18 protein-coding genes are annotated in these 25,711 nt (G+C 67.5%); 9 read left to right on the plus strand and 9 right to left on the minus strand.

All coding sequences use genetic code 11. From position 1 onward, the window contains the following. Nucleotides 1-175: 175 nt before the first annotated feature. Nucleotides 176-1,906, minus strand: a complete 1,731-nt coding sequence (locus tag APZ15_RS18755) for a cation acetate symporter (protein WP_027791269.1) — start codon at nt 1,904-1,906, stop codon at nt 176-178. Continuing rightward, nucleotides 1,903-2,211: a DUF485 domain-containing protein gene (locus tag APZ15_RS18760; protein ID WP_027791268.1), complete on the minus strand. Its 309-nt coding sequence runs from the start codon at nt 2,209-2,211 to the stop codon at nt 1,903-1,905. Before APZ15_RS18760 ends, APZ15_RS18755 begins: the two co-directional genes overlap by 4 nt. A 272-nt stretch (nt 2,212-2,483) precedes the next feature. Between APZ15_RS18760 and APZ15_RS18765 the strand changes: the two genes are divergently transcribed. Further along, complete coding sequence (locus APZ15_RS18765; protein ID WP_027791267.1) at nt 2,484-3,167, plus strand: alpha/beta hydrolase; 684 nt, start codon at nt 2,484-2,486, stop codon at nt 3,165-3,167. A gap of 50 nt (nt 3,168-3,217) precedes the next feature. On the opposite strand, the gene APZ15_RS18770 is transcribed toward APZ15_RS18765, so the two are convergent. Both APZ15_RS18770 and APZ15_RS18775 read right to left on the minus strand, forming a co-directional pair. After that, on the minus strand, nt 3,218-4,729 hold the full coding sequence (locus APZ15_RS18770) for an amino acid permease (RefSeq protein WP_027791266.1): 1,512 nt from the start codon (nt 4,727-4,729) through the stop codon (nt 3,218-3,220). A gap of 106 nt (nt 4,730-4,835) precedes the next feature. Continuing rightward, nucleotides 4,836-6,242, minus strand: a complete 1,407-nt coding sequence (locus APZ15_RS18775; RefSeq protein ID WP_027791265.1) for an aspartate ammonia-lyase — start codon at nt 6,240-6,242, stop codon at nt 4,836-4,838. Nucleotides 6,243-6,383: 141 nt separating this feature from the next. Here APZ15_RS18775 and APZ15_RS18780 point away from each other — a divergent pair, with 141 nt between their 5' ends. Next, nucleotides 6,384-7,358: a LysR family transcriptional regulator gene (locus APZ15_RS18780; RefSeq protein ID WP_027791264.1), complete on the plus strand. Its 975-nt coding sequence runs from the start codon at nt 6,384-6,386 to the stop codon at nt 7,356-7,358. 100 nt (nt 7,359-7,458) lie between these two features. On the opposite strand, the gene APZ15_RS18785 is transcribed toward APZ15_RS18780, so the two are convergent. Beyond that, nucleotides 7,459-8,523, minus strand: a complete 1,065-nt coding sequence (locus APZ15_RS18785) for an asparaginase (protein ID WP_027791263.1) — start codon at nt 8,521-8,523, stop codon at nt 7,459-7,461. A gap of 322 nt (nt 8,524-8,845) precedes the next feature. Here APZ15_RS18785 and APZ15_RS18790 point away from each other — a divergent pair, with 322 nt between their 5' ends. Then, complete coding sequence (locus tag APZ15_RS18790) at nt 8,846-11,080, plus strand: TonB-dependent receptor (protein ID WP_027791262.1); 2,235 nt, start codon at nt 8,846-8,848, stop codon at nt 11,078-11,080. 45 nt (nt 11,081-11,125) lie between these two features. Here the strand turns inward: APZ15_RS18790 and phnY are convergent, their stop codons facing one another. Together phnY and APZ15_RS18800 are read right to left on the minus strand one after the other, a co-directional pair. Continuing rightward, nucleotides 11,126-12,580, minus strand: a complete 1,455-nt coding sequence (gene phnY, locus APZ15_RS18795; protein ID WP_057056469.1) for a phosphonoacetaldehyde dehydrogenase — start codon at nt 12,578-12,580, stop codon at nt 11,126-11,128. Nucleotides 12,581-12,639: 59 nt separating this feature from the next. Then, entirely contained in the window at nt 12,640-12,981 is a 342-nt protein-coding gene (locus APZ15_RS18800) for a GNAT family N-acetyltransferase (protein ID WP_027791260.1), read from the minus strand. A gap of 270 nt (nt 12,982-13,251) precedes the next feature. Here APZ15_RS18800 and pdxR point away from each other — a divergent pair, with 270 nt between their 5' ends. From pdxR to APZ15_RS18830, 6 genes are all read left to right on the plus strand, one after another. Further along, nucleotides 13,252-14,778: a MocR-like pyridoxine biosynthesis transcription factor PdxR gene (pdxR, locus tag APZ15_RS18805; protein ID WP_027791259.1), complete on the plus strand. Its 1,527-nt coding sequence runs from the start codon at nt 13,252-13,254 to the stop codon at nt 14,776-14,778. A 525-nt stretch (nt 14,779-15,303) separates the two neighbouring features. After that, on the plus strand, nt 15,304-18,198 hold the full coding sequence (locus APZ15_RS18810; protein WP_088611386.1) for a GH92 family glycosyl hydrolase: 2,895 nt from the start codon (nt 15,304-15,306) through the stop codon (nt 18,196-18,198). Nucleotides 18,199-18,572: 374 nt separating this feature from the next. Continuing rightward, complete coding sequence (locus tag APZ15_RS18815) at nt 18,573-18,971, plus strand: nuclear transport factor 2 family protein (protein ID WP_027791257.1); 399 nt, start codon at nt 18,573-18,575, stop codon at nt 18,969-18,971. A gap of 160 nt (nt 18,972-19,131) precedes the next feature. Then, nucleotides 19,132-20,949, plus strand: a complete 1,818-nt coding sequence (gene xsc / locus APZ15_RS18820; protein ID WP_021157638.1) for a sulfoacetaldehyde acetyltransferase — start codon at nt 19,132-19,134, stop codon at nt 20,947-20,949. Nucleotides 20,950-21,086: 137 nt separating this feature from the next. After that, on the plus strand, nt 21,087-22,121 hold the full coding sequence (pta, locus tag APZ15_RS18825) for a phosphate acetyltransferase (protein ID WP_027791256.1): 1,035 nt from the start codon (nt 21,087-21,089) through the stop codon (nt 22,119-22,121). Further along, nucleotides 22,118-22,885 (plus strand): sulfite exporter TauE/SafE family protein, encoded by a 768-nt coding sequence (locus APZ15_RS18830; RefSeq protein WP_027791255.1) that lies wholly within the window; start codon nt 22,118-22,120, stop codon nt 22,883-22,885. The genes pta and APZ15_RS18830 overlap by 4 nt, the downstream gene beginning before the upstream one ends. A 76-nt stretch (nt 22,886-22,961) precedes the next feature. Here the strand turns inward: APZ15_RS18830 and APZ15_RS18835 are convergent, their stop codons facing one another. Beyond that, nucleotides 22,962-24,683 (minus strand): cobaltochelatase CobT-related protein, encoded by a 1,722-nt coding sequence (locus APZ15_RS18835; protein WP_027791254.1) that lies wholly within the window; start codon nt 24,681-24,683, stop codon nt 22,962-22,964. Next, nucleotides 24,680-25,669 (minus strand): AAA family ATPase, encoded by a 990-nt coding sequence (locus APZ15_RS18840; protein ID WP_027791253.1) that lies wholly within the window; start codon nt 25,667-25,669, stop codon nt 24,680-24,682. Before APZ15_RS18840 ends, APZ15_RS18835 begins: the two co-directional genes overlap by 4 nt. Between the last annotated feature and the right edge of the window lie 42 nt (nt 25,670-25,711).

Genomic DNA, 25,711 nt, shown 5'->3' on the forward strand with positions numbered 1-25,711 from the left:
CGTTATATGACTTTCGCAAAACGTTTGCGAATTATCGGCGAATCCGGTTGAATTCGCGATTTTTTATTGCCGGTGAATCATTGGACGGACGGCTGAAAACGATACCGCCCGCCCCGGGGCCGACGATGCGATGAACGGCATCGTCGGCCCCGGAGCGGGCGTGACCGGCGGCCGGTCAGTGGCTGCTGGCGCGGGTCGCCCCCAGGCCCGTTTCCGAGCGCACCTGCTGCGCGGCGAACGCGCCCTTCTCCAACCGTGCGCGCGCGCTCGAGTCAAGCACCGAGAACAGCCACACGCCCACGAAGCCGATGGTCATCGAGAACAGCGCGGGCGACGTGTACGGGAACCAGGCCGAACCCTTCGGATAACCGAGCGTTGCCTCCCACACCGACGGCGACACGATGGTCAGCCCCACCGACGAGACCAGCCCCAGGAACCCGCCGATGACCGCGCCGCGCGTGGTGCATCCCTTCCACATCATCGACAGGAACAGCACCGGGAAGTTGGCCGACGCCGCCACGGCAAAGGCCAGCGACACCATGAACGCGACGTTCTGCTTCTCGAACGCGATGCCCAGCAGCACGGCGATCACGCCGAGCACCAGCGTCGTGATGCGCGACACCTTCAGCTCGTCGGCACTGTCGGCCTTGCCGTTCTTGAAGACGGTCGCATAAAGATCATGCGACACCGCGGAGGCGCCGGACAGCGTGAGCCCGGCGACCACCGCCAGGATCGTCGCGAAGGCCACGGCCGAGATGAAGCCGTAGAACACGTCGCCGCCCACCGTCTTGGCCACCAGCACCGCGGCCATGTTGGCCGTGCCCGCGCCGCCCTTGATCACGCCCTTGGCCACGTCGGACAGTTCCGGATTGGTCAGCACCAGCGTGATCGCGCCGAAGCCGATGATGAAGATCAGCACATAGAAATAGCCGATCCAGGTGGTGGCCCAGAACACCGACTTGCGCGCTTCCTTCGCATCCGGCACCGTGAAGAAGCGCATCAGGATGTGCGGCAGGCCGGCGGTGCCGAACATCAGCGCCATGCCGAACGAGATGGCCGAGACCGGATCCTTGATGAACCCGCCCGGCGACATGACGGACAGCCCGATACGGGTCGCGTCGTCCGTCGATTTGCCGGCATTCGCGGCAATCGCGGTCTTGACCTCCACGGCGTGGGCGAACAACGCCTCCGGGCTGAAGCCGTACTGCGCGAGCACCATGATCGCCATGAACGTCACGCCCGCGAGCAGCAGGCACGCCTTGATGATCTGCACCCAGGTGGTCGCGGTCATGCCGCCGAACAGCACGTAGACCATCATCAGCGCGCCCACGATCACGACAGCCACCCAGTAGTCGAGACCGAACAGCAGCTTGATGAGCTGCCCCGCGCCCACCATCTGCGCGATCAGGTAGAACGCCACCACCACCAGCGTGCCGATTGCAGCGAAACTGCGGATCGGCCCCTGCTCGAAGCGGTAGCCCGCGACGTCGGCGAAGGTGAACTTGCCGAGGTTGCGCAGCCGCTCGGCCATCAGGAACGTGATGACCGGCCAGCCGACCAGAAAGCCGATCGAATAGATCAGGCCGTCGTAACCCGAGGTCATCACCGCGGCGGAAATGCCGAGGAAGGAGGCGGCCGACATGTAGTCGCCCGAGATCGCCAGCCCGTTCTGAAACCCGGTAATGCCGCCGCCGGCCGTATAGAAATCCGCCGCGGAACGCGTGCGGGAAGCCGCCCACTTGGTGATCCACAGCGTCCCGGCCACGAACAGCGCGAACAGGACGATGGCCGTGGTGTTGGTCGCCTGCTTGGCGGTCTGCCCGACATCGCCGCCGCCCGCGACGGCCACGCCGCACGCGCTCGCGGCCAGCAGCGCGACCAGCATCGTCGAAAGTGTCTTCTTCATCGGGCGACGTCCTGCAGGATGTCCTGCGTCAGTTGGTCGTATTCGTTGTTCGCGCGGCGCACGTAGATGCCGGTGATGACGACGGTGAACACGATCACCGCCATGCCGATCGGCACGCCGACACTCGTCACGCCGGTGCTCACGGGCTTCGCGAGAAACGACTTGTCGAATGCGATCAGCGCGATGTAGCCGTAGTAGACGATCAACATCAGCGCGGTCAGAAAGACACCGAGCGTATTGCGCCGTCGCTTGAGCAGCGCGTACTTCGGATGCGCTTCGATTTTTTTCACCAACCCATCATGCATCGCCTGTCTCCTGGTTTGCTTTTTGAATGAGTTCGGCGATTCTGAATAGCGAAGCTGACTGCGCGCTTACTCGCTCTTGCGCGCGCGGCATTCCGGGCACTATGGTTTTCCCTAGCGGGTTCGGGCGTGGCGGCGGCATCGCCTGCGCATGAGCGGCAGGCTCGATGCGTCGAATTCATTCCTCCCAGGAAACAATCAATCGCTCGCCGACGATTCACCCGCCCGCCCGTACGCTCTAGACTGTCGCATCGTTCCCTTTCCGGATTCACGCAATGACCGACGTCCTGCCGCTGACCACCGATCCCGAGTCGGGCCTCCCATACCGGCTGCGCCCGGCCGCCGGCCGCCCCGTTGCCCGCCTGTTGCTGCTGCATGGCGTCGGCGGCAACGAAACCAACCTGCTGAACCTGGCCGGCATCATCGATCCCCGGATCGAGATCGCGTTCCTGCGCGGCCCGCTCACGTTCGGGCCCGGCCAGCATGCATGGTTTCCGGTGCGCTTCGGCCCGAACGGCCCCGAAATCGACGCGGCCCGCGCGGACGAAAGCCGCATTCAACTGATCACGCTGCTGCGTGCATTCCGCGCCCGCGACGGCGCGGGCGCCGCATTGCCGACCGTGATCGCCGGCTTCAGCCAGGGCGGCATCATGAGCGCGGGCGTCGGCCTCACGTCGCCGGACGATGTCGCCGCCTTCGCGGTGCTGTGCGGGCGCATCCTGCCCGAAATCGATCCGCTGATCGCGCCGCGCGATGCGCTTCGCCCGCTCCATGCGCTGATCGTGCACGGCCGCTTCGACGACAAGCTGCCCGTCGCGTGGGCCGACACCGCCGACGCGAAACTCACGGCGCTCAGTGTCGCGCACGACACGCGGCTGTATGATGCCGGCCACGAACTGACCGCGGAGATGGCCGGCGATTTCGGCCGATGGGTCGGCGAACGCGCCGGCTTGAACTGACCGTACCGGCGCGCCGGGCGCGACCGCGCCGGCGCGCCCGGCGTGTACCGTCAGGCGCCCCGCGCCGGATCGGCGACGGCACCCGCGGCGACGGACGTACGCACATTCGCCGCCTGTTCTCGCGCGGCACCGCGCTTCGCCAGCTTCCAGCCCACCACGAGTGCGAGCACGACGACCGGAATCATCGCGATGGTCCACGTGCCGCCCGGATAGTCGAACGCCATCAGCACCAGCACGCCGACGAGGAAGGCCAGCGTGAGCCACGACGTGAACGGCGCGCCGGGCATCCGGAACGACACCGCCTTCAGCTCGCCGCGATCGACCGCGCGGCGGAACAGGATCTGGCACATGACGATGAAGCCCCACGTCGTGATGATCCCGAGCGACGCCATGTTCAGCACGACCTCGAACGCCTGCGCCGGCACGATGTAGTTCAACGGCACGCCGATCGCGTTGATCGCGACCGTGATCAGGATCCCGCCGTACGGCACGCCGCGCGCGTTCATCCGCGACACGAAGCGCGGCGCCGATCCGCCCATCGCCAGCGAGCGCAGCACGCGCCCGGTCGAATAGAGGCCGGAATTCAGGCTCGACAGCGCGGCGGTCAGCACCACGACGTTCATCACGGTGCCGACGTACGGCACGCCGAGCTTGCTGAAGAACGTCACGAACGGGCTTTCGTGCGAGCTGTATGCCGTCCACGGCAGCAGCATCGTCAACAGCACGACGGAGCCGACATAGAACAGCGCAATACGCCACATCACGCTGTTGATGGCTTTCGGCAGGACCTTGCGCGCATCGGCCGTCTCGCCCGCCGCGACGCCGACGAGCTCGATGCTCGCGTACGCGAACACCACGCCCTGCACGATCAGCACGGCCGGCAGGAGGCCGTGCGGAAAGATCCCGCCGTGATCCGCGACCAGGTGAAGCCCCGGCATCTGCCCGGCGACCGGATGGCCGCTCGCGAGAAACACCGCGCCGACCGCGAGGAACACCGCGAGCGTCCCCACCTTGACGAGCGAGAACCAGAACTCCATCTCGCCGAACACCTTCACGCCGATCATGTTCATCACCGACACGATCCCGAGCGCACCGAGCGCGAACACCCACTGCGGCACGTCCGTGAACACGGCCCAGTACTTCATGTAGATCGCGACCGCCGTGATGTCGACGATGCCGGTCGTCGCCCAGTTCAGGTAGTACATCCAGCCCGCGACGAACGATGCGCGCTCGCCCATGAACTCCCGCGCGTACGACACGAAGCTGCCGCTGGTCGGCCGGTGCATCACCAGCTCGCCGAGCGCGCGCATGATCAGGAAGGCGAACACGCCGCAGACGAGATACACGAGCGCGAGCGCGGGCCCCGCGCTCTGCAGGCGTCCACCCGCACCGAGAAAGAGGCCGGTGCCGATCGCACCGCCCATCGCGATCATCTGCACGTGCCGCGGCTTCAACTGCTTCGCGTAACCCGCTTCGTGCGATGCAAACATCGCGTCGGGGTCGGCATGACGGGAATCCGCGCCGCCGGCCGGACCGGCCGGGCGCTCGCTGCTGTGGTTCATCGTGAGTCTCCGTAGTTTCTTGATGTGTCGCGCCCCGCGCGGGGGCGCTGATGAAATGACGGCCCGCCGGGCGCTCAACGCGCGCGCCGGCGGCCTTCAGCCGGCGTCAAAGCACGCGCGGCCGGATCAGCGCTTCGGGCTGAAGCGCTTCGTCGACCTGCGCATCGGTCATCCACTGGCGTTCGAGAACGACCTCGCGAATCGACTTGCCGGTCGCGTGCGCTTCGGCCGCCACGGCGGTCGCACGCTTGTAGCCGATGTACGGATTCAGCGCGGTCGCGAGCGCGACCGAGCGCTCCATCGTTTCGCGCAGCCGCTCGGGGTTCGCGGTGATCCCGCTCACGCAACGCTGCGCCAGCGTCGTGCAGGCGGCCGTCAGGTGGCTGAAGCTGCGGAACAGCGCGCTGGCGATCACCGGCTCGAACGCGTTGAGCTGAAGCTGCCCGGCCTCGGCGGCGAAGGTCACGGTCAAGTCGTTGCCGAACACCTCGAACGCGACCTGGTTGACGACTTCCGGGATCACCGGATTCACCTTGCCGGGCATGATCGACGAGCCGGCCTGTACCGGCGGCAGGTTGATCTCGCCGAACCCCGCGCGCGGGCCGCTCGACAGCAGCCGCAGGTCGTTGCAGATCTTCGACAGCTTCACGGCGATCCGCTTGAGCACGCCCGAGACCTGCACGAACGCGCCGCAATCCTGGGTCGCCTCGATCAGGTTCGGCGCGGTGCTCAGGTCGAGCCCGGTAATGCGCCGCAGCGCCGCCAGCGCCTTCTCCGCGTATTGCGGATGCGCGGTGATGCCCGTGCCGATCGCGGTCGCGCCGAGGTTGATCTCGCGAATCAGCCAACCGGCTTCCTGCAGGCGTGCAATGTCTTCCGTCAGCATCACCGCGTAGGTCGAGAATTCCTGGCCGAGCGTCATCGGCACCGCGTCCTGCAATTGCGTGCGGCCGAGCTTCAGCAGGCCGGCGAACGCGTCGGCCCGCTCCGCGAACGCATCGCGCAGGCGCGCCATCGCTTCGAGCAGGTGCTCGAGCGCGAAGCAGGTCGCGACGCGGATCGCGGTCGGATAGACGTCGTTGGTGCTCTGCGCGAGATTGACGTGTTCGTTCGGATGCAGGTATTCGTACTGCCCGCGCGCGTGCCCCATGAGTTCGAGCGCGCGGTTGCAGATCACCTCGTTCGCGTTCATGTTGGTCGACGTGCCGGCCCCGCCCTGGATCACGTCGACGACGAACTGGTCGTGCAGGCGCCCTTCGCGAATCTCGACGCACGCGGCGGCGATCGCATCGCGGTACGGTCGCGGCAGCAGCCCGAGCTCGCAGTTCGCGTCGGCCGCGGCCTCCTTCACGGCGGCGAGCGCCATCACGAGGTACGGCAGCGACGCGATGGTGCGGCCCGAAATGTCGAAGTTCTCTTTCGCGCGCAGCGTATGGACGCCGTAATACGCGTCGTCCGGAATACTTCGTTTGCCTAAAAGATCCGCTTCGACGCGGAAGCCGTTTTCTGTCATCGTGCCCTCCTGGATGTCTCGTACCGCTCGCCGTTCGCCGCTTCCCGACGCGACGGGTTCGCATTCTATGCCTTTGCAAAAACAAGCTCGCTTATGTATTATCGAAAGCGGTATTGCGTGGGACGCAACAGCGAGAATCGAATGAAAAAAGGCGCGAGAGAAACCGGCATCGATCACATGGGCGCGATGCGCGCGTTCGTGAGAGTGGTCGAAACAGGGAGTTTTTCGGCGGTCGCGAAGGAGATGCACGTGTCGACGTCGACGGTCGCACGCAAGGTCACGGCGATCGAGGAGGCACTCGGCGTCGCGCTGCTGCACCGCTCAACGCACAGCGTCACGCTGACCGAGGCCGGCCACATCTACCTGGAACGCGCCGTCACGCTGATCGCCGATCTCGACGACACGCTGCGTGTCGTCGCCGAGCTGAATGCGCAGCCGAGCGGCCCGCTGAAGCTCACCGCGCCGGTTGCGTTCGGCCGCCGCCATCTCGCCCCGCTGGTCGCGCCGTTTCTCGCGCGCTACCCGACGATCCAGCTCGACGTGCGGCTCACCGACAACCACAACGACCTCGTGGCCGGCGGCTTCGACCTCGACATTCACGAAGGCGAGAACTACCTGGACAACCTCGTCGTCCACCGCCTGTCGCGCAACGACAGCATCCTGTGCGCAACGCCCGGCTATCTCGACCGCTGCGGGCGCCCGTCCACGCCGGACGACCTCAAGCAACACAACTGCCTGCGCTACGTGCACCCCGAAGGCGATCCGCGCTGGGAGCTCGTGAACGGCGACGCGCATCACAGCCTGCTGCCGGCCGGCAACCTCGTCACCGACCATTCGGAGCTGCTGCTCGAAGCGACCTGCGCGGGGCTCGGCATCGCAGAGTTCGAGATCTGGCTGGTGCGCGACCTGCTCGCGAGCGGGCGGCTCGAAGCCGTGCTGCCGCGCTACCGGCTGCTGAACCGGCTGACGGGCGAATACATCTACATCGCGTATCTGGCGAACCGGCGCAGCTCGGCGAAGCTGCGCGTCCTGAAGGACTTTCTCGCGGAACACCTCGCGCACATCGGCGAGCTGTCGGCGCTGGAGCTGGGGAAGATTCGCGGCGCACGCACGTAGCGCCCGCGCCTGCGTTCACGCCCGCGCCGGCCGGCAGGCATGTGCCCGCCGCCGCGCTCGGCCCGCAGCGCGGGCGTCGGCAGCGGCGCATCCGCGCCGGTCAGGCCGGCTGCAATTCGAACGGGAACGTGGCGTGCCCGATCTCGACGCCCTGCGTGTTGCGCATCGGCGGCCGATGGAAAGCGGCCAGTTGCGCGCGCTGCCCGGCCGTGCCGATCTGCAGCCGCTCGAGGAGTTCGCTGACGACCATGTAGAGCACGTCGAGATTGCCGTCCTCGATCTTCACCGAGATGCCGAGCGCGCCATCGGCGCCCAGCTGCCGCGTGCGCGCCGACGCACGCACGCCGATCCCGTAGCACGCATCGGCGCCGAGCTTGCCGACCACCTGCCCGTCGAACGCTTTCATCAGCACCGTGCAATAGCGCCCGTCGCCGGCCACCAGTTCCGGATACGCGGTCATCGCACGATGAATGCGCGCCAGCGCGCGCACGCGATCGCTGATTGCGTCACCGCCCGCCTCCACCGTATCCGCCCCGTCGGCCAGCGATGCGTACAGGCGCGCCAGCCGGTCCAGCGGAAACGCCGGCGTCGGCAGGTTGCACCCGTCGATCGCCCAGCCCACTTCGTCCTCGCGCAGCCCGCACGCATCGGCCATCACCTGTTTCACGCGCACCTGCATCGGATGCTCGGGCAGATGGTAATCGGCGATCGCGGCGCCGATCGCCTGCGCGCCGGCCAGCATCCCGACATGCTTGCCCGAACAGTTGCTGCATACGCCGGTCGGCGTGTAGTCGCGCTTGATCCACGCGCGGTACACCGCGTCGGACAACGGCGGATGACCGCCGCAACGCAGGTCCGATTCGTGCGCGGCGACTTTTGCGAGCATCGCGCGCGTGCGTTCGATATGCCGGTCCTCGCTGCTGTGCGACGCGCACATCAGCGCGATGTCCGCATCGTCGAAGCCGAAGCGCTCGGGCGCGCCCGTCTCGATCACCGACAGCGCCTGGGCCGGCTTCGCCGCCGATCGCGCGAGCGTCATCCGGAACGGATTGCCGAACCGGGCCAGCAGCCTGCCGCGTGCATCGACCACCGCCACATCGGCGACGTGCGTGTTCTCGATCGCCTTGCCGCGGTACGTGACGACTGCTGCGCGTTGGGTGTCCATCTTATGTTGTCTCCATGCTCGGGGCCTGCTTGCCGGGGCCCTTCCAACCGGTACGGCAGTGTAGCGAGTCGCCGCGCCACGCGCCGGCCCGGCCATGGAAAGCGGTGTTGCATATGACGCAAAGGCGATCGCGCCCCCACGAAGACCCGACCGAATTAGTACAAAAACCATTCAATCGTTTACAGAATTAGTACCAATCCGTAGAATTGCGACCGCAAACGCGAATCATACGCATTTACATTGACGTTTTCCGATGTTCCGCCCTGCCCGGCCTGCATCGAGAAGACGCGCCTGCTCACCGAATCTTCTGCTGCCTCTCGATATGCCCGCCCAGTTCAAGACGAGGCCTCGCGCCCTCGTGTCGGCGCTGACCTGCTCCGTTTTCCTGACCCCGCTGCTCGCCTCCGCCGAAACGGCACCGCCCCCCGCCGCCGACCGGCCGGCCCCGTCCGCCGACGTGCAGGCGACGCTGCCGACGATCACGATCCAGTCGTCCGCGCCGTCGGACATGCAGGTGAAGCAATCGCCGTCGTACAAGTTCACCGCGCCGCTGCTCGATACGCCGCGCTCGGTCACGGTGATCCCCGAGCAACTGATCAAGGAAAAGAACGTCACGTCGTTCGCGGACGCGCTGCGCTCGGTACCGGGCATCACGTTCCTCGGCGGCGATGCGGCCGCGAACCCGTCGGCCGACCGCCCGGTGATCCGCGGCTTCGAATCGCGCAACTCGATCTTCGTCGACGGGATGCGCGACTCGGGGCTGCAGAACCGCGAAACGTTCGCGGTCGAGCAGATCAGCGTGATCAAGGGCCCCGATTCGGTCTATGCGGGCCGCGGCTCGGTGGGCGGCAGCATCGACATCGTCACGAAGACGCCGAAGAACGACGATTTCATCAACAGCAGCATCGGCTTCGGCACCGACGGCTACAAGCGCGCGACGGTCGACGCGAACCGCAAGATCAACGACACGACGGCCGTGCGCCTGAACGTGATGGGTCACGACGCGAACCAGGCCGGCCGCAACGACGTGTACAACAAGCGCTGGGGTGTCGCGCCGTCGATCGTGTTCGGGCTGAATACGCCGACCACGGTCACGGTCAGCTACTACCACATGAACTCGTACGACATGCCGGACTTCAGCGTGCCGTTCCGCGCGTCGGGCGGCACGCCGGTGCCGACCGATCGCGGACAGTTCTTCGGGTTGAACACGCGCGACTACCGCTACGGGCAGACCGACACCGCCGAAGTGCGCGTCGAGCACAAGCTCAACGACGACTGGAAGCTGAAGAACACGACGATGTTCGGCCGCTCGACGCTCGATTACGTCGCGACGAACCCGCAGATCCTCGCGTCGAACCCGAACATGCTGAGCCTGCAGGCGAAGAGCGGCAAGTACGCGCTCAACGGCTTCTCGAACCAGACCGAGGTGACCGGCAGCGCGAGCCTGTTCGGCATGAAGCACACGATGACGGCCGGCGTCGAGTTCAGCCACGAACAGGCGCGCTACGAGGGCTACCTCGTGTCGGATTCGGCCGGCCACAACATCCGCTCGGGCGGCCCGTGCTCGGTGGCCGGCAACTGCACGCCGCTCGCGGGCGGCTGGAACCCGAACATGCCGTGGACCGGCAGCATCGTGCTGAACGGCGACAAGGGCTTCCCCGGCGCGACGACGAACACGCGCACCGACACCGTGTCGGCGTACATCTTCGATACCGTGAAGCTGTCCGAGCGCTGGCAGTTCAACACGGGGCTGCGCTTCGACCGCTACGACACGACCGGCAAGCAGGCCGGCGTCGTCGACCTGTCGAACACGTCGAACCTGTTCAGCTACCAGTTCGGCCTCGTGTTCAAGCCGGTGAACAACGTGAGCCTGTATGCGTCGTACGGCACGTCGTCGAACCCGCCGGGGTCGAACGGCGGCCTCGGCGGCGGCACCGACCAGATCACCGCGACGAACCAGGACCTCGCGCCGGAGCGCTCGCGCAACATCGAGATCGGCGCGAAATGGGACGTGCTGCGGGATCAACTGTCGCTGACGTCGGCGCTGTTCCAGACCGAGAAGACCAACGCGCGCGTGAGCGACGGCCTCGGTCACACGGTCAACGCGGGCAGGCAGCGCGTGCGCGGTTTCGAATTCGGCTTCGCGGGCAACATGACGCCGAAGTGGCACGTGTTCGGCGGCTACTCGTACCTGAACGCGATCACGACCGACGCGGGTCCCGGCAGCCCGGGCGCATCGGGCCTGCCGATGGTGATGGTGCCGAAGCACAACTTCACGCTGTGGACGAGCTACGACGTGATGCCGAAGCTCACGCTCGGCGCCGGTGCGACGGTGATGAGCCAGACCTATGCGTCGGTGTCCGCGACGACGAAGAAATGGACGCCCGGCTACGCGCGCTTCGACGCGGCCGCCACCTGGCGCGTGAACAAGACGATGGACGTCCAGCTGAACGTGCAGAACCTGTTCGACAAGAAGTATTACGCGAGCGCGTACCCGATCTACGCGACCTGGGCGCCGGGCCGTTCGGCGATGGTCACGCTCAACTTCTATCAGTAACGCGGTCGGCGGCGGGAGGGCGTGGTACGCCGCTCCTCGCCGCGCTCACCACGGCAGCGAATACGTCTTCACGTTCGTGAAGCTCTTCATCGCTTCCTGCACGCCTTCCTTGTATCCCAGCCCCGAATCCTTCACGCCGCCGAACGGCGTCAGCTCGAGCCGGTAGCCCGGCACTTCGCGCACGTTCACGCTGCCGACTTCCAGCTCGGTGATGAAGCGCGTGATGTGATCGAAGCGGTTCGTGCACACCGACGACGACAGCGCATAGTCGGTGCTGTTCGACATCCGGATCGCTTCGTCGATGTCGCGGAAACGCATGATCGGCGACACGGGCCCGAAGGTTTCGTATTTCACGAGCGGCATGTCGGGCGTCACGCGATCGATCACCGTCGGCGAATACAGCGCGCCGTCGCGCACGTTGCCGACCAGCAGCCGCGCCCCGCGCGCGATCGCGTCGTTCACCTGCCGCTCGCAGAACTTCGCGGCCGCTTCGTCGATCACCGTGCCCATGTCCACCGACGGATCGGCCGGATTGCCGTACGACCACGCGCGCGTTTTTTCGACGACCAGCCCGGTGAAGCGATCGGCCACCGACTCGTGCACGAGCATCCGCTTGATCGCGGTGCAGCGCTGCCCCGAGTTCCTGTACGAACCCGACACCGCGAGCGTGCTCGCTTCGTCGAGATCGGCGTCTTCCATCACGATGATCGGATCGTTGCCGCCGAGTTCGAGCACCGCGCGCCGGTAGCCCATCCGCGCCGCGATCGATTTGCCGATCGATACGCCGCCCGTGAACGTGATGAGGTCGATCGCCGGGTTCGTGATCAGCTCGTCGGCGATCTCCTTCGGGTCGCCGGTGAGCACCTGCAGCATCTGCGGCGGCAGGCCCGCTTCGTACAGGATGTCCGCGAACAGGTAGCACGACAGCGGCACCTTCTCGGACGGCTTCACGACGATCCGGTTGTTGGTCGCGATCGACGGCACGATCTTGTGCGCGACCTGGTTCATCGGGTGGTTGAACGGCGTGATCGCCGAAATCACGCCGAGCAGCGGATCGCGCTGCGTGTACACGCGGCGCTTCTTGCCGTGCGGGGTCAGGTCGCACGAGAAGATCTGCCCGTCGTCCTTCAGCACTTCGCCGGCACCGAACGTCAGCACGTCGGCCACGCGGCCCGCCTCGTATGTCGAATCCTTGATGCACAACCCGGCCTCGGCCGTGATCAGCGCCGCGATCTCCGCCGTGCGCGCACGCACGATGTCGGCCGCGCGGCGCAGGATCGCCGCGCGATCGTGGCGCGTGAGCGCCGGCCGGTATGCACGCGCGGCCGCGAACGCGCGCCGCACGTCGTCGAGCGTCGCCTTCGGCACGGTGCCGACCAGTGCGCCGTCGTACGGGTTGCGCACTTCGATCACCGCGTCGCGCCACACGCGCTGCCCGTCGATGCGCAACGCTTCGTGCCGCACGTCGGATGCGGGAATCGGCTTCAGGACCGTGCTCATGTCGTCTCCGTTGTCGTGATGCGTGATCGTGGCCACGCTACCGGGTGTCGCGGCGCGCCCTACTGCACCACGACCAGCCCTTCGTATTCGAGGCAGCGGCACAACGTCGCCCATGCCGGCGAATCGGGCCACTCGCGCGCGCCGGTGTCGATGCGGATCGGCCGTCCGAATTCGCGCGATGCACACGCCAGCAGCGTGTGCGCGATGCCGCTGCGTCGATAGGCGGGTTCCACGTACAGCCGCGCAAGCGACGGCGATCGCGCGGCACCGCCGCCGCCGTCGTCGATGCCGAGTTCGCCGATCGCCTCGTCGTCGCGATACGCGACCGCCGTCGCGCGTGTGTCGTCGAACACGATGCGGATCACGCGCTCGCAGCGATCCCTGAACACGACGACGTGCATGGCCTCCTCCCTTCGCATCACGATGCGGGCGAACGCGATGCGCGCACGCCCTCCCGCGCCCGCGTACCGGGGAGTTATCCGGATCGTCCAGGGGCGACGAGTTGAGTATCGTCTTGCCACGTCGGCGCGCAGTAGTGCCAGACGACACCTTTCATTGAGTCCACATCCGCGGCGCGACGCGCGTATTCTCGCGAAACCGCGCCTCTCGCGGGCCGCGCGCACCCCGGCGCGCACCGCCTCGCGTTTCCCGTACCGATCACAGGAGGAAGCATGCCGAGTCGTACCCCGACCGCCCTATGGGCCCAGCAGTTCCGGCGGTCGTCGGCGTCGAGCCTGCAGGACCAGATCCGGCGGATGCTCGTGGCCGCGATCCTCGACGGCCAGCTCGCCCCCGATGCCGCGCTGCCGTCGAGCCGCGAGCTCGCCGACCAGCTCGGCGTCGCGCGCAACACCGTCGTGCTCGCGTACCAGATGCTCGTCGAGGAGGGCTACCTGATCTCGCGCGAACGCAGCGGGCACTTCGTGAACCCGAAGATGCTCGAGGGCGTGCCCGGCTTCGCGGCGGCCAAGCCCGGCGAGAAACCGGACGGCGACGACGACACGCCGGGCCGCCCTGCGTGGGAAAAGCGCATCGCGCATCCGCCGTCGAGGCAGCGCAACATCGTGAAGCCCGCGAACTGGCAGCACTACGAATTTCCGTTCATCTACGGGCAATTCGACCAGTCGCTGTTTCCGACCAACGACTGGCGCGAATGCTGCCTGAAGGCGCTGTCGGTGATGGAGATCCGCAACTGGGCGCCCGACCTGATCGAGCGCGACGACGAATCGCTGATCCAGCAGATCCGCACGCGCGTGCTGCCGCGGCGCGGCGTGTTCGCGATGCCCGACGAGATCGTCGTCACGAACGGCTGCCAGCAGGCGCTGTACCTGATCGCGGACCTGCTGTGCGGCAAGCACACGACGGTCGGCTTCGAGAATCCCGGCTATCCCGACGCGCGCAACATCTTCGAGAACCGCAACGCGCGGCTGCTGCCGCTGCCCGTCGACGGCCACGGGATCGCGCCCGATGCGCTCGCCGATACGCTGGCGCGCTGCGACTACGTGTACGTGACGCCGAGCCACCAGTGCCCGACCACCGCGACGATGCCGGTCGAACGCCGCCGCGCGCTGCTCGACTGCGCGCGGCAGCACGATTTCGTGATCATCGAGGACGACTACGAGAGCGAGAACACGTTCTCCGGCACGCCGCATCCGGCACTGAAGAGCCTCGACACGGCCGACCGCGTGATCTACGTCGGCAGCCTGTCGAAGACGTTCGCGCCGGGGCTGCGGCTCGGCTACGTGGTCGGGCCGCGCGAGCTGATCCGCGAGTTGCGCGCGCTGCGGCGGCTGATGGTGCGCCATCCGGTCGCGTATATCCAGCGTGCGTTCGCAACCTTTCTCGCGCTCGGTCATCACGACGCGCTGCTGCGCCGGCTCGCGCATGCGTACAGCGAGCGCTCGCAGGCACTGATGGCCGCGCTCGACGCGCATCTGCCGGAAGCGCGTCATGTGCGTGTGACGGGCGGTGCGTCGTGCTGGGTCGAGGGGCCGCCGTGGCTCGATGCCACGCGCCTCGCGACCGACGCGCAGGCGGCCGGCATCCTCATCGAGCCGGGGAACGTGTTCTTCATGGACGATACGGGCGACGCGCGACGCTGCTTCCGGATGGGGTTCTCCGCGATTCCGCTCGAGCGGATCGAGCCGGGCGTGCGGGCGCTGGCGCAGTGCGTGCGGGCGCAGAAGCCGGGCGCCTGACCGGATGCGGAAGGGCGTCGCGCCACCGATTGCGTGACCGCCCTCGCCCATCGTGCACAATCACGCATCCGGAAACGATCCCGACTTTCGTTGCGCGGCAAGCATGTCGCCGGTTTCGCGCGCGTCGCTCCCGTGCGACGCGCGCAGGTGCCGATCGTAACGATCGATCGGGTTGCGCTGCCGGCAGCAGGCTGCCTTTCGGGTAGAGGTCGCGTTCACGTGCGCACGCAACGTGCGCGGCCCCCGATCGGCACGTTGTATCTCGCCTTGTCGTAGAACCCTGCATTCGCCACGTACTCACTGAATCCGTTGCACCCGCCGATACCGCGCCACCGCCTGCGCATCGTTTCCACTCGTTTAGTAAATCTAATAAAAACATTACAAATCCGTTATTCGGATTGACAGCGAATTCATACGAATCCTAGTGTTACGACGCAACACGACAGCAACAACCCACAGCGATCCCGGGATTCGATCGTCGGGATCGTCAAGGCAAAAAGGCATCTCCGACTGGAGGGGACGATCATGAGTCGATTCACGACGCTCGCGGCGTTGCTGGCCGCGGCGTGCGCATTGAGCGGGTGCGGAGGCGGTGACGGCAGCGACGGAACAGCGGCGTCGATACTGGCAGCACACCCGGCGGAATCGTCGGCCGGTGCGGCCGACACGACCAACCTCGACGACAACCGCAGCCTGTCGTTGACGCAGTATGTCGACCCGCTGATCGGCACGCTCGCGAGCAATTCGCCGAACCCGGTGCCGGCGGGACAGGCCGGCAGCGTCGTGCCGGCCGCCGGGCTGCCGTCGGGCATGGTGCAATGGGCGCCCGACACCAACACCACGCCGGCGCCGAACGACAGCAAGGAACCGAACTCGCCGGCCGGCTATTACTACGACCTCCATTCGATCCAGGGTTTCAGCGTCACGCACATGCCGGGCGCCGGCTGCAGCGGCAACAACGGCGAATTCCCGGTCATGCCGACCACCGACGCGGCCCAGCTCGTTCCAACATTCAGTCATGCGAATGAAACGGCCCGGCCCGGCTACTACTCGGTCGTGCTCGATTCGCAGATCAAGGTGGAACTGACCGCCACCCTGCGCACCGGCTTCGGCAGGTTCACCTACCCGGCCGGCAAACCCGCGCTGCTGGTACTCGACGCGACGCGCACCAATACGAAGACCTCGACCACCGGCGCGATTACGCAGGTTTCCGACAGCGCCATCTCGGGCAGCACGATCGGCGGCGGCTTCTGCGGCAACTCGGTGCCGGTACCCGTCTACTTCTATGCCGCGTTCGACCAGGCGTTCACGTCGGCGTCGATCTCGCACGGCGTGGCGCAGCTCGGCTTCCGTCCCGGCCAGGCGGTCAGGATGAAGATCGGCATTTCGTACGTCAGCGCCGCCAATGCAAAGGCCAACCTCGACGCGGAAAATCGCGGCTGGGACTTCGAGGGCGTGCGCACGCAGGCAGACAGAATCTGGAACGAGCGCCTCAACGCGATCCGCGTGGCGGGCGGGACGCTGGACGCGAAGAAGAAGTTCTACACGGCGCTCTATCACGCGCTGTGGGCGCCCAGCATCTTCAGCGACGCGAACGGCCAGTACATCGGCTTCGACAATACCGTGCACCAGCTCGCCAAAGGCCAGAACGCGCAGTATTCGTCGTTCTCGGGCTGGGACATCTACCGTTCGCTGATCCAGCTCAAGTCGATCCTCGCGCCGTCCGAAACCAGCGACATGATCCAGTCGCTGGTCAACGACGCCGATCAGTGCGGCGCGATTCCGCACTGGGTCAACGACAACGTCGAGGACGGCGTGATGCCGGGCGATGCCGGTTCGCTGATCGTTTCGAGCGCCTACGCATTCGGCGCGCGGCGCTTCGATACGCGCTCCGCGCTGCAGCACATGGTGAAGATGGCGAACATCCCCGGCACCGCCTGCAACAACGTGACCACCAACGGCGGCCGCGCGAGCTACCTGCAGGGCGGCTACATCACCGGCGGCGAGTGGGGGCAGGCTTCGTCGACGCTCGAATACACGAGCAGCGACTTCGCGATCTCGCGCTTTGCCGGCGCACTCGGCGATACCGCCACGCAGCGCATGCTGCTGAGCCGCTCGGCCTACTGGCAGAACCTGCTCAACACCGCGCTGACGCCGCCGCTGATCGCGGCGCGGCAATCGAACGGTGCGTGGATACCCGAAACGCCGGGCAGCGGCGACAACTACGTGGAAGGCAATGCCGAACAGTACACGTGGATGGTGCCGTACGACGCGGCCGGCCTGTTCGCGCAGCTCGGCGGCAACACGGCCGTGACGTCGCGCCTCGACCAGTTCTTCACGGTGCTCAATGCCGGCCTGAGCCTGCCGAATTTCTACATGGGCAACGAGCCGACCTTCGAGGTGCCGTGGCTTTACAACTGGGCCGCGCAACCGTCGGGCACGCAGCGCGTGGTACAGCAGATCATGGCCAGCGCGTTCGGCACCGGCCCCGACGGCTTGCCGGGCAACGACGACCTCGGCGCCGTGTCGGGCTGGTATGTGTGGGGCGCGCTGGGCCTGTACCCGCAGATCCCCGGCGTCGCGGGCCTGGCGATCGGCAGCCCGCAGTTCCCGCAGATCGACGTGCGGCTCGGCAACGGCCACACGTGGCGGATCCGTGCCGCAGGCGCACCGGCCTCGAGCTACGTGCAGTCACTGTCGATCAACGGTCGTGCCCACCCTGCCGCATGGGTCGCCTATGACGACATCGCCGATGGTGCGACGCTGCACTTCGCGATGGGCAGCGCACCGTCCCGATGGGGCGCACAGGCGCAGCCGCCGTCGTTCGGCGTACCGGTGGCGCTCAACGCGGCCGACAGCTACAACAACCGTGGCTTCAGCATGGACGGTGCGACCAATACCGACGGCCAGGGCGCGGACTTCGACGGCAGCCTGTTCAGCTACTCGGTCAATGCGCTCGGCGCGGCGGGCGTGCAGCCCGGCAAGCCGTTCGCGGTGGCCGGCGCCACCGTGACGGTGGCGGGCGGGCCGCTCTCGCTCGACAACACCGTGACCGTCGGACAGACCGTGATGCTGCCGCCGGGATCGGCCGGCACCGGCGTCGTGGTGCTCGGTTCGTCCAACAACGGCCCGAGCAGCGGGATCGCGCAGCTGAACTTCGCGGACGGGTCGAGTCAGGCCGTCACGCTGGCCTTCGACGACTGGACCCTGAACGGCGGCAGCGCGAGCCCACGCTCGACGGTGGCCGTCACGATGGCCTATCGCAATGCCGGCAACGGCCAGCAGGACAACGTCAAGACCTACATCTTCGCGCAGAAGATTCCGGTGCCGCCCGGCAAGGTGGTGACGAGTATCGTGCTGCCGCGGCAGGTCAGCGCCGGCAAGATGCACGTGTTCGGTATCGGCATGACGGCATCGTGATGCCCGCATGACCGGCGGGGGCGGCACATCGCGCGCGACGATGTGCCCCCCGCCTCCTCCCGCTTGCCCGCGTCGCGGGTCCCGCTCCAACGGCGGCCGAATCCCTCGTCCGCCATTTTCCGTGCACGCCACGTTCGCCGACCTGGTTCGCCGTCGCGTCATGCGAGACGGCACGACACCGGTTCAAGCCGTGCGTCCCGCCACGTCGGGAGGCCCGTGAACGCTCGAACGTGCCCGGCATCCGCCGCTGGCCCAACCGAATCCCCCGAACTGGCGCTACCGCCAGAAACGAGCGCTCACTAACGTGTCGATACCGCGTGCCGCATGCGCGCCAGCGCCCTGCGCACCGCCCACCATTCGACAGGAGACACGTTATGTCCGATACGCTCACCGCCCCCGTCACGGCCGCCACGCTCGCGGCGTTTTCCGACGCATTCAACCGGCATGACGCGCATGCGCTGATGGGCTTCATGACCGAGGACTGCGTATTCGACGCAGCCGGCGGCCCCGACATCCACGGCACGCGCTTCGTCGGCCGCGATGCCGTGCGCGCCGCGTTCGAAGCCGTGTTCAAGACCTTCCCCGACGCGCACTGGGGCCATGGCCGCCACTACGTGACCGGCGAGCGCGGCGTGTCCGAGTGGGTGTTCACCGGCACGCACGCCGAAGGCTGGCGCATCGAGGCCGAAGGCTGCGACCTGTTCGAATTCCGCGACGGGCTGATCGCCGTCAAGCGTGCGTTCCGCAAGGAACGGCCGAAGCAGCCGGCCTGAGCGCACCACTCGGGGCCACCGCACCCGCGCGCATTTTGAAACGAATCAATTCATTTCATTCCACATTTCCCCGCAGCAGATGGAATGACTTGACCGGCTTTTCCCGGTAAATAGCATCTGGAACAAGACGTTCCGTTAATTGAACAATCGGAGACAACCCATGAGCGAACAATCCACTTCCCTGCGTGCATCGGCCAGCGGTCCGCAGGACATGACGCCGTCCGAAGCCTTCGTCGAGACCCTCGCGGCCAACGGCGTGACCGACATGTTCGGCATCATGGGCTCCGCGTTCATGGACGCGATGGACATCTTCGCGCCCGCCGGCATCCGCCTGATCCCGGTCGTGCACGAACAGGGCGCGGGCCACATGGCCGACGGTTATGCGCGCGTGTCGGGCCGCCACGGCGTCGTGATCGGCCAGAACGGCCCCGGCATCAGCAATTGCGTGACGGCGATCGCGGCCGCGTACTGGGCACACAGCCCGGTCGTGATCGTCACGCCGGAAGCCGGCACGATGGGCATCGGCCTCGGCGGTTTCCAGGAAGCGAACCAGCTGCCGATGTTCCAGGAATTCACGAAGTACCAGGGCCACGTCACGCACCCGGCGCGGATGGCCGAATTCACCGCGCGCTGCTTCGACCGCGCGCAGGCCGAGATGGGCCCGACCCAGCTGAACATCCCGCGCGACTACTTCTACGGCAAGGTCAAGGTCGAGATTCCGCAACCGCGCCGGCTCGATCGCGGTGCCGGCGGCGAACAGAGCCTCGACGATGCGGCCGCGCTGATCGCGCAGGCGAAGTTCCCGGTGATCATCTCGGGCGGCGGCGTCGTGATGGCCGATGCGATCGAGGAATGCAAGGCGCTCGCCGAACGGCTCGGCGCACCGGTCGTCAACAGCTACCTGCACAACGACTCGTTCCCGGCGAACCATCCGCTGTGGTGCGGCCCGCTCGGTTACCAGGGCTCGAAGGCCGCGATGAAACTGCTGTCGCGCGCGGACGTCGTGATCGCGCTCGGCTCGCGTCTCGGGCCGTTCGGCACGCTGCCGCAGCACGGGATGGACTACTGGCCGAAGGACGCGAAGATCATCCAGATCGACGCGGACCACAAGATGCTCGGCCTCGTGAAGAAGATCTCGGTGGGCATCTGCGGCGATGCGAAGGCGGCGGCCATCGCGCTCACGCAACGCCTCGAAGGCCGCACGCTCGCGTGCGACGGCTCGCGCGGCGATCGCGCCGACCAGATCGCGACCGAAAAGGCCGCGTGGGAAAAGGAACTCGACGACTGGACGCACGAGCGCGACGCGTACAGCCTCGACATGATCGAGGAGCAGAAGCACGAGAAGCCGTTCAGCGGCGGCCAGTACCTGCATCCGCGCCAGGTGCTGCGCGAGCTCGAGAAGGCGATGCCCGAGGACGTGATGGTGTCGACCGACATCGGCAACATCAACTCGGTTGCGAACAGCTACCTGCGCTTCAACAAGCCGCGCAGCTTCTTCGCGGCGATGAGCTGGGGCAACTGCGGTTATGCGTTCCCGACGATCATCGGCGCGAAGGTCGCCGCACCGCATCGTCCGGCCGTGTCGTATGCGGGCGACGGCGCGTGGGGCATGAGCCTGATGGAAACGATGACCTGCGTGCGCCACAACATCCCTGTCACCGCCGTCGTGTTCCACAACCGCCAGTGGGGCGCGGAGAAGAAGAACCAGGTCGACTTCTACAACCGCCGCTTCGTCGCGGGCGAACTCGACAACCAGAGCTTCGCGGCGATCGCGCGCGCGATGGGCGCCGAAGGGATCACGGTCGACCGCCTCGAGGACGTCGGCCCCGCGCTCAAGCGCGCGATCGACATGCAGATGAACGAAGGCAAGACCACGATCATCGAGATCATGTGCACGCGTGAACTCGGCGATCCGTTCCGCCGCGATGCGCTGTCGAAGCCGGTACGCATGCTCGACAAGTACAAGGACTACGTGTGAGCCCGCGTCGCTGACGCACCCGCGTCAGGCCGCGCGCATCGCCGCGCGGCCTGAACCCGGCCGGACGCCGTGCCCCGTGCGGGCCGCCGCATCCGGCCGTTTTTCCTTCCCGTGTTCCATTCCTCAGCGAGCGAACGATGAAAGCCCTCGACCGCATCCTCGAATCCGCGCGCCGCGCGCCGATGCGCATCGCGCTGTGCGAAGCGGACGATCCGCGCGTGCTGCACGCCGCCGCACGCGCGACGCGCGACGGCATCGCGCGCATCGTGCTCGTCGGCAACCGCGCGGCCGTTCACGCGGCAGCCGCGCGCGACGCGATCGATCTCGACGGCATGACGCTCGTCGATCCGGCCGACGCCCCGCAACGCGATGCGTATGCCGACGCGCTGCATGCGCTGCGCGCCAAAAAAGGCATGACCGCCGACGCAGCACGCGACGCGGTGCGCGATCCGTTGACGTACGCCAACCTGATGGTGCGGCTCGGCGACGCGGACGGCTCGGTCGCGGGCGCCGTGCATGCGACGGCCGACGTCGTGCGCGCGGCGATCCAGCTGATCGGCGTGGACCCGGCGTTCCGGATCGTGTCGAGCTTCTTCCTGATGATGCTGTGCGAACCGTTCCACACGATCAAGGGCGGGCTGATCTTCTCCGACTGCGCGCTCGTCGTCGATCCGGATGCCGGCCAGCTCGCCGAAATCGCGATGGCCGCCGCCGACAGCGCACAAGCGCTGCTCGGCGAGGAACCGCGCGTCGCGATGCTGTCGTTCTCGACGAGCGGCAGCGCGCATCACGCGGCCGTCGACAAGGTGACGGCCGCGACCGCGCAGGTGCGCGAACTGCGCCCCACCCTCGCGATCGACGGCGACGTGCAGCTCGACGCGGCGATCGTCGCGGAGATCGCCGAGCGCAAGATCGCGCATTCGCAGGTGGGCGGCCATGCGAACGTGCTCGTGTTCCCGAGCCTCGAGGCCGGCAACATCGGCTACAAGCTCGCCGAACGGATCGGCCGCGCGAAGGCCGTCGGCCCGCTGCTGCAGGGGCTGCGCCGGCCCGCGAACGACCTGTCGCGCGGCTGCAGCGCCGACGACGTGTATCGCGTGATCGCGGCAACCACCGTGCAGGCGCAGGCGGCCGCGCAACGCGCCGCGACCGGCGAGGCCGCGCCCGCATGACGGCCGACAAACTGGCGATCCTGATCGCGGTGATCGGCGCCGGCAGCTATTTCCAGACCGTCACCGGCTTCGGGCTCGGGATGATCGTGATGGGCGCGACGAGCGGCTTCGGGCTGGCGCCGCTCGCCACCGTCGCCACGCTGATGAGCGTCGTGTCGCTCGCGAACGGCGCGGCCGCGCTGCCCGGCCGGCTGCATCACATCGACTGGCGCGCGGTCGGCGCGGCGACGCTCGGCATCCTGCCGTCGGTGGTCGCGGGCGTGCTGCTGCTCGAATGCCTGAGCCGCTCGGCGGCCGACCTGCTGCAACTGATCCTCGGCGCGGTCGTGCTGTACGGCGGCCTGAGCGCGGCGCTGCGCCCGACGCCGCTCACGGCGCGCTCGGACAACCGCAGCTTCTTCGTCAGCGGCCTGTTCGGCGGGCTGCTGAGCGGCATGTTCGGCGTGTCGGGGCCGCCGCTGATCTTCCAGTTCTACCGCCAGCCGTTGACGCTCGTGCAGATCCGCTGCGCGCTGATCGTGCTGTTCACGACGACCTCGGCCACGCGTGTGCTGTACAGCGCATGCGAAGGCCAGATCGATCGCGACATCTGGCTGCTGGCCGCGATCGCGACACCGGTCGTGATGCTGACGACGGTCGCCGCGCGCCACTATCCGCCGCCGCTGTCGCCGGTCGCGCTGCGCCGGCTCGCGTTCGGCGTGCTGATGGCGATCGGCATCGGGCTGATCGCGACGTCGCTGCCGCCGCTGCTGCGCGGCGTGTAGTGCCGCGCGGCGCATGCCGCATCGAACCCTCCGACGCGCGGCATTCGCGCCGCGATACGCACGCACAGTGCCCGCTTCACCGCCGCGCACCGATCCAGTGCGCGATTTCGACGAGCCGCTTCATGTCCGGCACCGACGCAAGATCGATCGCGAGCCGGTGCCGGTAGTACGGGCCGAGATCGAGCCCGACGCCGAGCCCGACGACGTCGACGCGGCCGGCCGCTTCCTGGCGCGCGACCACCTGCTTCAGGTGATTGTCGAGGTAGAACGGATCGTTCGCGAGCGCCGTCGCGCCGTCCATCGGGCTGCCGTCCGAGATCACGACGAGGATCTTGCGCGCTTCCGGCCGCGCAGCGAGCCGTGCACACGCCCATTCGACCGCTTCGCCGTCGACGCCCTCGCGGAACAGGTCGGCCTTGAACAGCGCGGCGATGCCCGTGCGCGCATGCCGCCAGCGCGTGTCCGCGTCCTTGAACACCAGATGGCCGGTTTCGTTGAGCCGGCCCGGATGGCGCGGCTTGCCGCGCGCGAGCCAGTCCTGCCGCGCGCGGCCGCCGTTCCACGCGAGCGTCGTGAAGCCGAGCACTTCGGTGGCGAGGCCGGCGGCATCGCCGGCGCGGGCCAGCGTGTCGACCATCAGCGCGACGCCGTCGATCCACGTCTTCATCGATCCCGAGCAGTCGATCAGGAACGCCAGCGCGCAGTCCGCGTGCGGCCGCATGCGTTCGAGCCGGAACAACCGCCGTTCGGCCGGCGAGCTGACGAGCTGCGCGAGCCGGCGGCCGTCGAGGCGGCCGTGCTCCTCGCCGAACGACCAGCCGTCGGCCCGCGGCACGACGACCGCCGCGCGCAGCACCCGTGCGAGCCGCGTGACGTTGATCCGCTGCGCGGCGACCTGACCGTCGAGCCGGTCGCGATACTCGCGCAGCAGTGCCGCGCGGATCTGCGCGGCCGGCCGGAGTTCGCGGTCGTAACGCGTCGTGTACGCGCGGTAGACCGCATCGCCGCCATGCAGCACGACGCTGTCGCCCGTTTCGACGAGTGCCGGCAGGTCGATGCCCGTGTCGTCGAAATCGACCCATAGCGAGAAATTCGTCAGCGCATCGTCCTGCTCGCGTGCGTCTTCCGATGCCGTTTCGACGACGGCCGCGCGCGCGTCGCGGATCATCGCCGCAATGCGGCGCGCGAGCGTCAGCGCATGTTCCGCGAATGCGCGCTGATCGTGCCGGCAGCGCCTGAGCCCCGCGAGCGGCACGCCGATCTCCGGCACGATCGCCGCGCGCGACGCTTCGATCAGGTCTTCCGTTTCTTCGAGCACCGGCCAGCCGGTCAGCCGCGACCACGCGATCTGCGCGACCGTGTACACGAGGATCCCGACATGCGTATCGGCCTGCCCCGACCGGTGAAACGCGCGCGACCAGGTTTCGAAACGATGGCGCAGGTTCTGCACGACGCCGCGCATCGCGGGTGGCGCGAGCGATTCGCAGCGCAGTTGCTCGAGCATTTCGAACAGCACGCGTTCGACCGGATCGTCGCCGGACAACGCGCGATGCAGGCCGGCATCCGAATGCAGGATGCGCAGCGCGGCGCCGTCGGCCGCGCCGCGCCACGACGCGAGATCGTCGTCGGCGGCCTGCGCGCGCAGGTGCGGCGCATGGATCGGCAGCGGCCGCAGGTCACGGCATACGCGGCCCGCACGGTAATGCAGCGCCGCATCGCGAGTCAGCGCACGCACGGTCGACGCGCCCAACGCTTCGCGCGCCGACGCGCGACGTGCGGCGTCGCGATCGGCGCTCACCGCCCGGCTCCCGGCGCGCCGCCGCCGGCGCGCGACGCAACCGCCAGTTCCTCGCCGAAGCAGCGCTGGTAATACTCGGCGACGACGGGCCGCTCGGCGTCGTCGCACTTGTTCAGGAACGTGAGCCGGAACGCAAGCGCCGGATCGCGGAAAATCCGGCAGTTCTCGGCCCAGTTGATCACCGTGCGCGGCGACATCAGCGTGGACAAATCGCCGGTCGCGAAGCCGTTGCGCGTCAGCTCCGCGAGGCTCACCATCGATTCGAGCAGCGGGCGGCCGGCTTCGTCGGCGAGTTCGGGCACGCGCGCACGCACGATGCCGATCTCCTCGTCGCGCGGCAGATAGTCGAGCGTGGCGACCACGTTCCAGCGATCCATCTGCGCATGGTTGAGCATCTGCGTGCCGTGATACAGCCCGTTCAGGTTGCCGAGCCCGACCGTGTTCGCCGTCGCGAACAGCCGGAACGACGGATGCGGATGGATCACGCGGTTCTGGTCGAGCAGCGTGAACTTGCCGTCGCGTTCGAGAATCCGCTGGATCACGAACATCACGTCGGGCCGCCCCGCATCGTATTCGTCGAAGATCAGCGCGACGGGCCGCTGCAGCGCCCACGGCACGATGCCTTCCTGGAACTCGGTCACCTGCACGTCGTCGCGCACGACGATCGCATCCTTGCCGACGAGGTCGAGCCGGCTGATGTGGCCGTCGAGGTTCACGCGCACGCACGGCCAGTTCAGCCGGGCCGCGACCTGTTCGATATGCGTCGACTTGCCGGTGCCGTGCATCCCCTGCACGAGCACGCGGCGGTTGCACGCGAAGCCGGCGAGGATCGCGAGCGTGACGTCCGGGTTGAAACGGTATGCGTCGTCGATATCGGGCACGTGATCGTCGCGCGCGCTGAACGCGGGCACCATCAGGTCCGAATCGAACCCGAACCGTTCGCGGACCGACACCATGCAGTCCGGCTTGTTCGTCACCCCTTCCATTGCGTTGCGCTCCTGTCGTTGCCTGTCTTTGTCGGTGTTTGT

The organism is Burkholderia cepacia ATCC 25416 (assembly GCF_001411495.1).
Classification (GTDB): domain Bacteria; phylum Pseudomonadota; class Gammaproteobacteria; order Burkholderiales; family Burkholderiaceae; genus Burkholderia; species Burkholderia cepacia.

Coding starts and splice junctions, on each gene's coding strand:
- APZ15_RS18755 (WP_027791269.1), bottom strand. CDS start 1,906: ATGAAGAAGACACTTTCGACGATGCTGGTCGCGCTGCTGGCCGCGAGC.
- APZ15_RS18760 (WP_027791268.1), bottom strand. CDS start 2,211: ATGCATGATGGGTTGGTGAAAAAAATCGAAGCGCATCCGAAGTACGCG.
- APZ15_RS18765 (WP_027791267.1), top strand. CDS start 2,484: ATGACCGACGTCCTGCCGCTGACCACCGATCCCGAGTCGGGCCTCCCA.
- APZ15_RS18770 (WP_027791266.1), bottom strand. CDS start 4,729: ATGAACCACAGCAGCGAGCGCCCGGCCGGTCCGGCCGGCGGCGCGGAT.
- APZ15_RS18775 (WP_027791265.1), bottom strand. CDS start 6,242: ATGACAGAAAACGGCTTCCGCGTCGAAGCGGATCTTTTAGGCAAACGA.
- APZ15_RS18780 (WP_027791264.1), top strand. CDS start 6,384: ATGAAAAAAGGCGCGAGAGAAACCGGCATCGATCACATGGGCGCGATG.
- APZ15_RS18785 (WP_027791263.1), bottom strand. CDS start 8,523: ATGGACACCCAACGCGCAGCAGTCGTCACGTACCGCGGCAAGGCGATC.
- APZ15_RS18790 (WP_027791262.1), top strand. CDS start 8,846: ATGCCCGCCCAGTTCAAGACGAGGCCTCGCGCCCTCGTGTCGGCGCTG.
- phnY (WP_057056469.1), bottom strand. CDS start 12,580: ATGAGCACGGTCCTGAAGCCGATTCCCGCATCCGACGTGCGGCACGAA.
- APZ15_RS18800 (WP_027791260.1), bottom strand. CDS start 12,981: ATGCACGTCGTCGTGTTCAGGGATCGCTGCGAGCGCGTGATCCGCATC.
- pdxR (WP_027791259.1), top strand. CDS start 13,252: ATGCCGAGTCGTACCCCGACCGCCCTATGGGCCCAGCAGTTCCGGCGG.
- APZ15_RS18810 (WP_088611386.1), top strand. CDS start 15,304: ATGAGTCGATTCACGACGCTCGCGGCGTTGCTGGCCGCGGCGTGCGCA.
- APZ15_RS18815 (WP_027791257.1), top strand. CDS start 18,573: ATGTCCGATACGCTCACCGCCCCCGTCACGGCCGCCACGCTCGCGGCG.
- xsc (WP_021157638.1), top strand. CDS start 19,132: ATGAGCGAACAATCCACTTCCCTGCGTGCATCGGCCAGCGGTCCGCAG.
- pta (WP_027791256.1), top strand. CDS start 21,087: ATGAAAGCCCTCGACCGCATCCTCGAATCCGCGCGCCGCGCGCCGATG.
- APZ15_RS18830 (WP_027791255.1), top strand. CDS start 22,118: ATGACGGCCGACAAACTGGCGATCCTGATCGCGGTGATCGGCGCCGGC.
- APZ15_RS18840 (WP_027791253.1), bottom strand. CDS start 25,669: ATGGAAGGGGTGACGAACAAGCCGGACTGCATGGTGTCGGTCCGCGAA.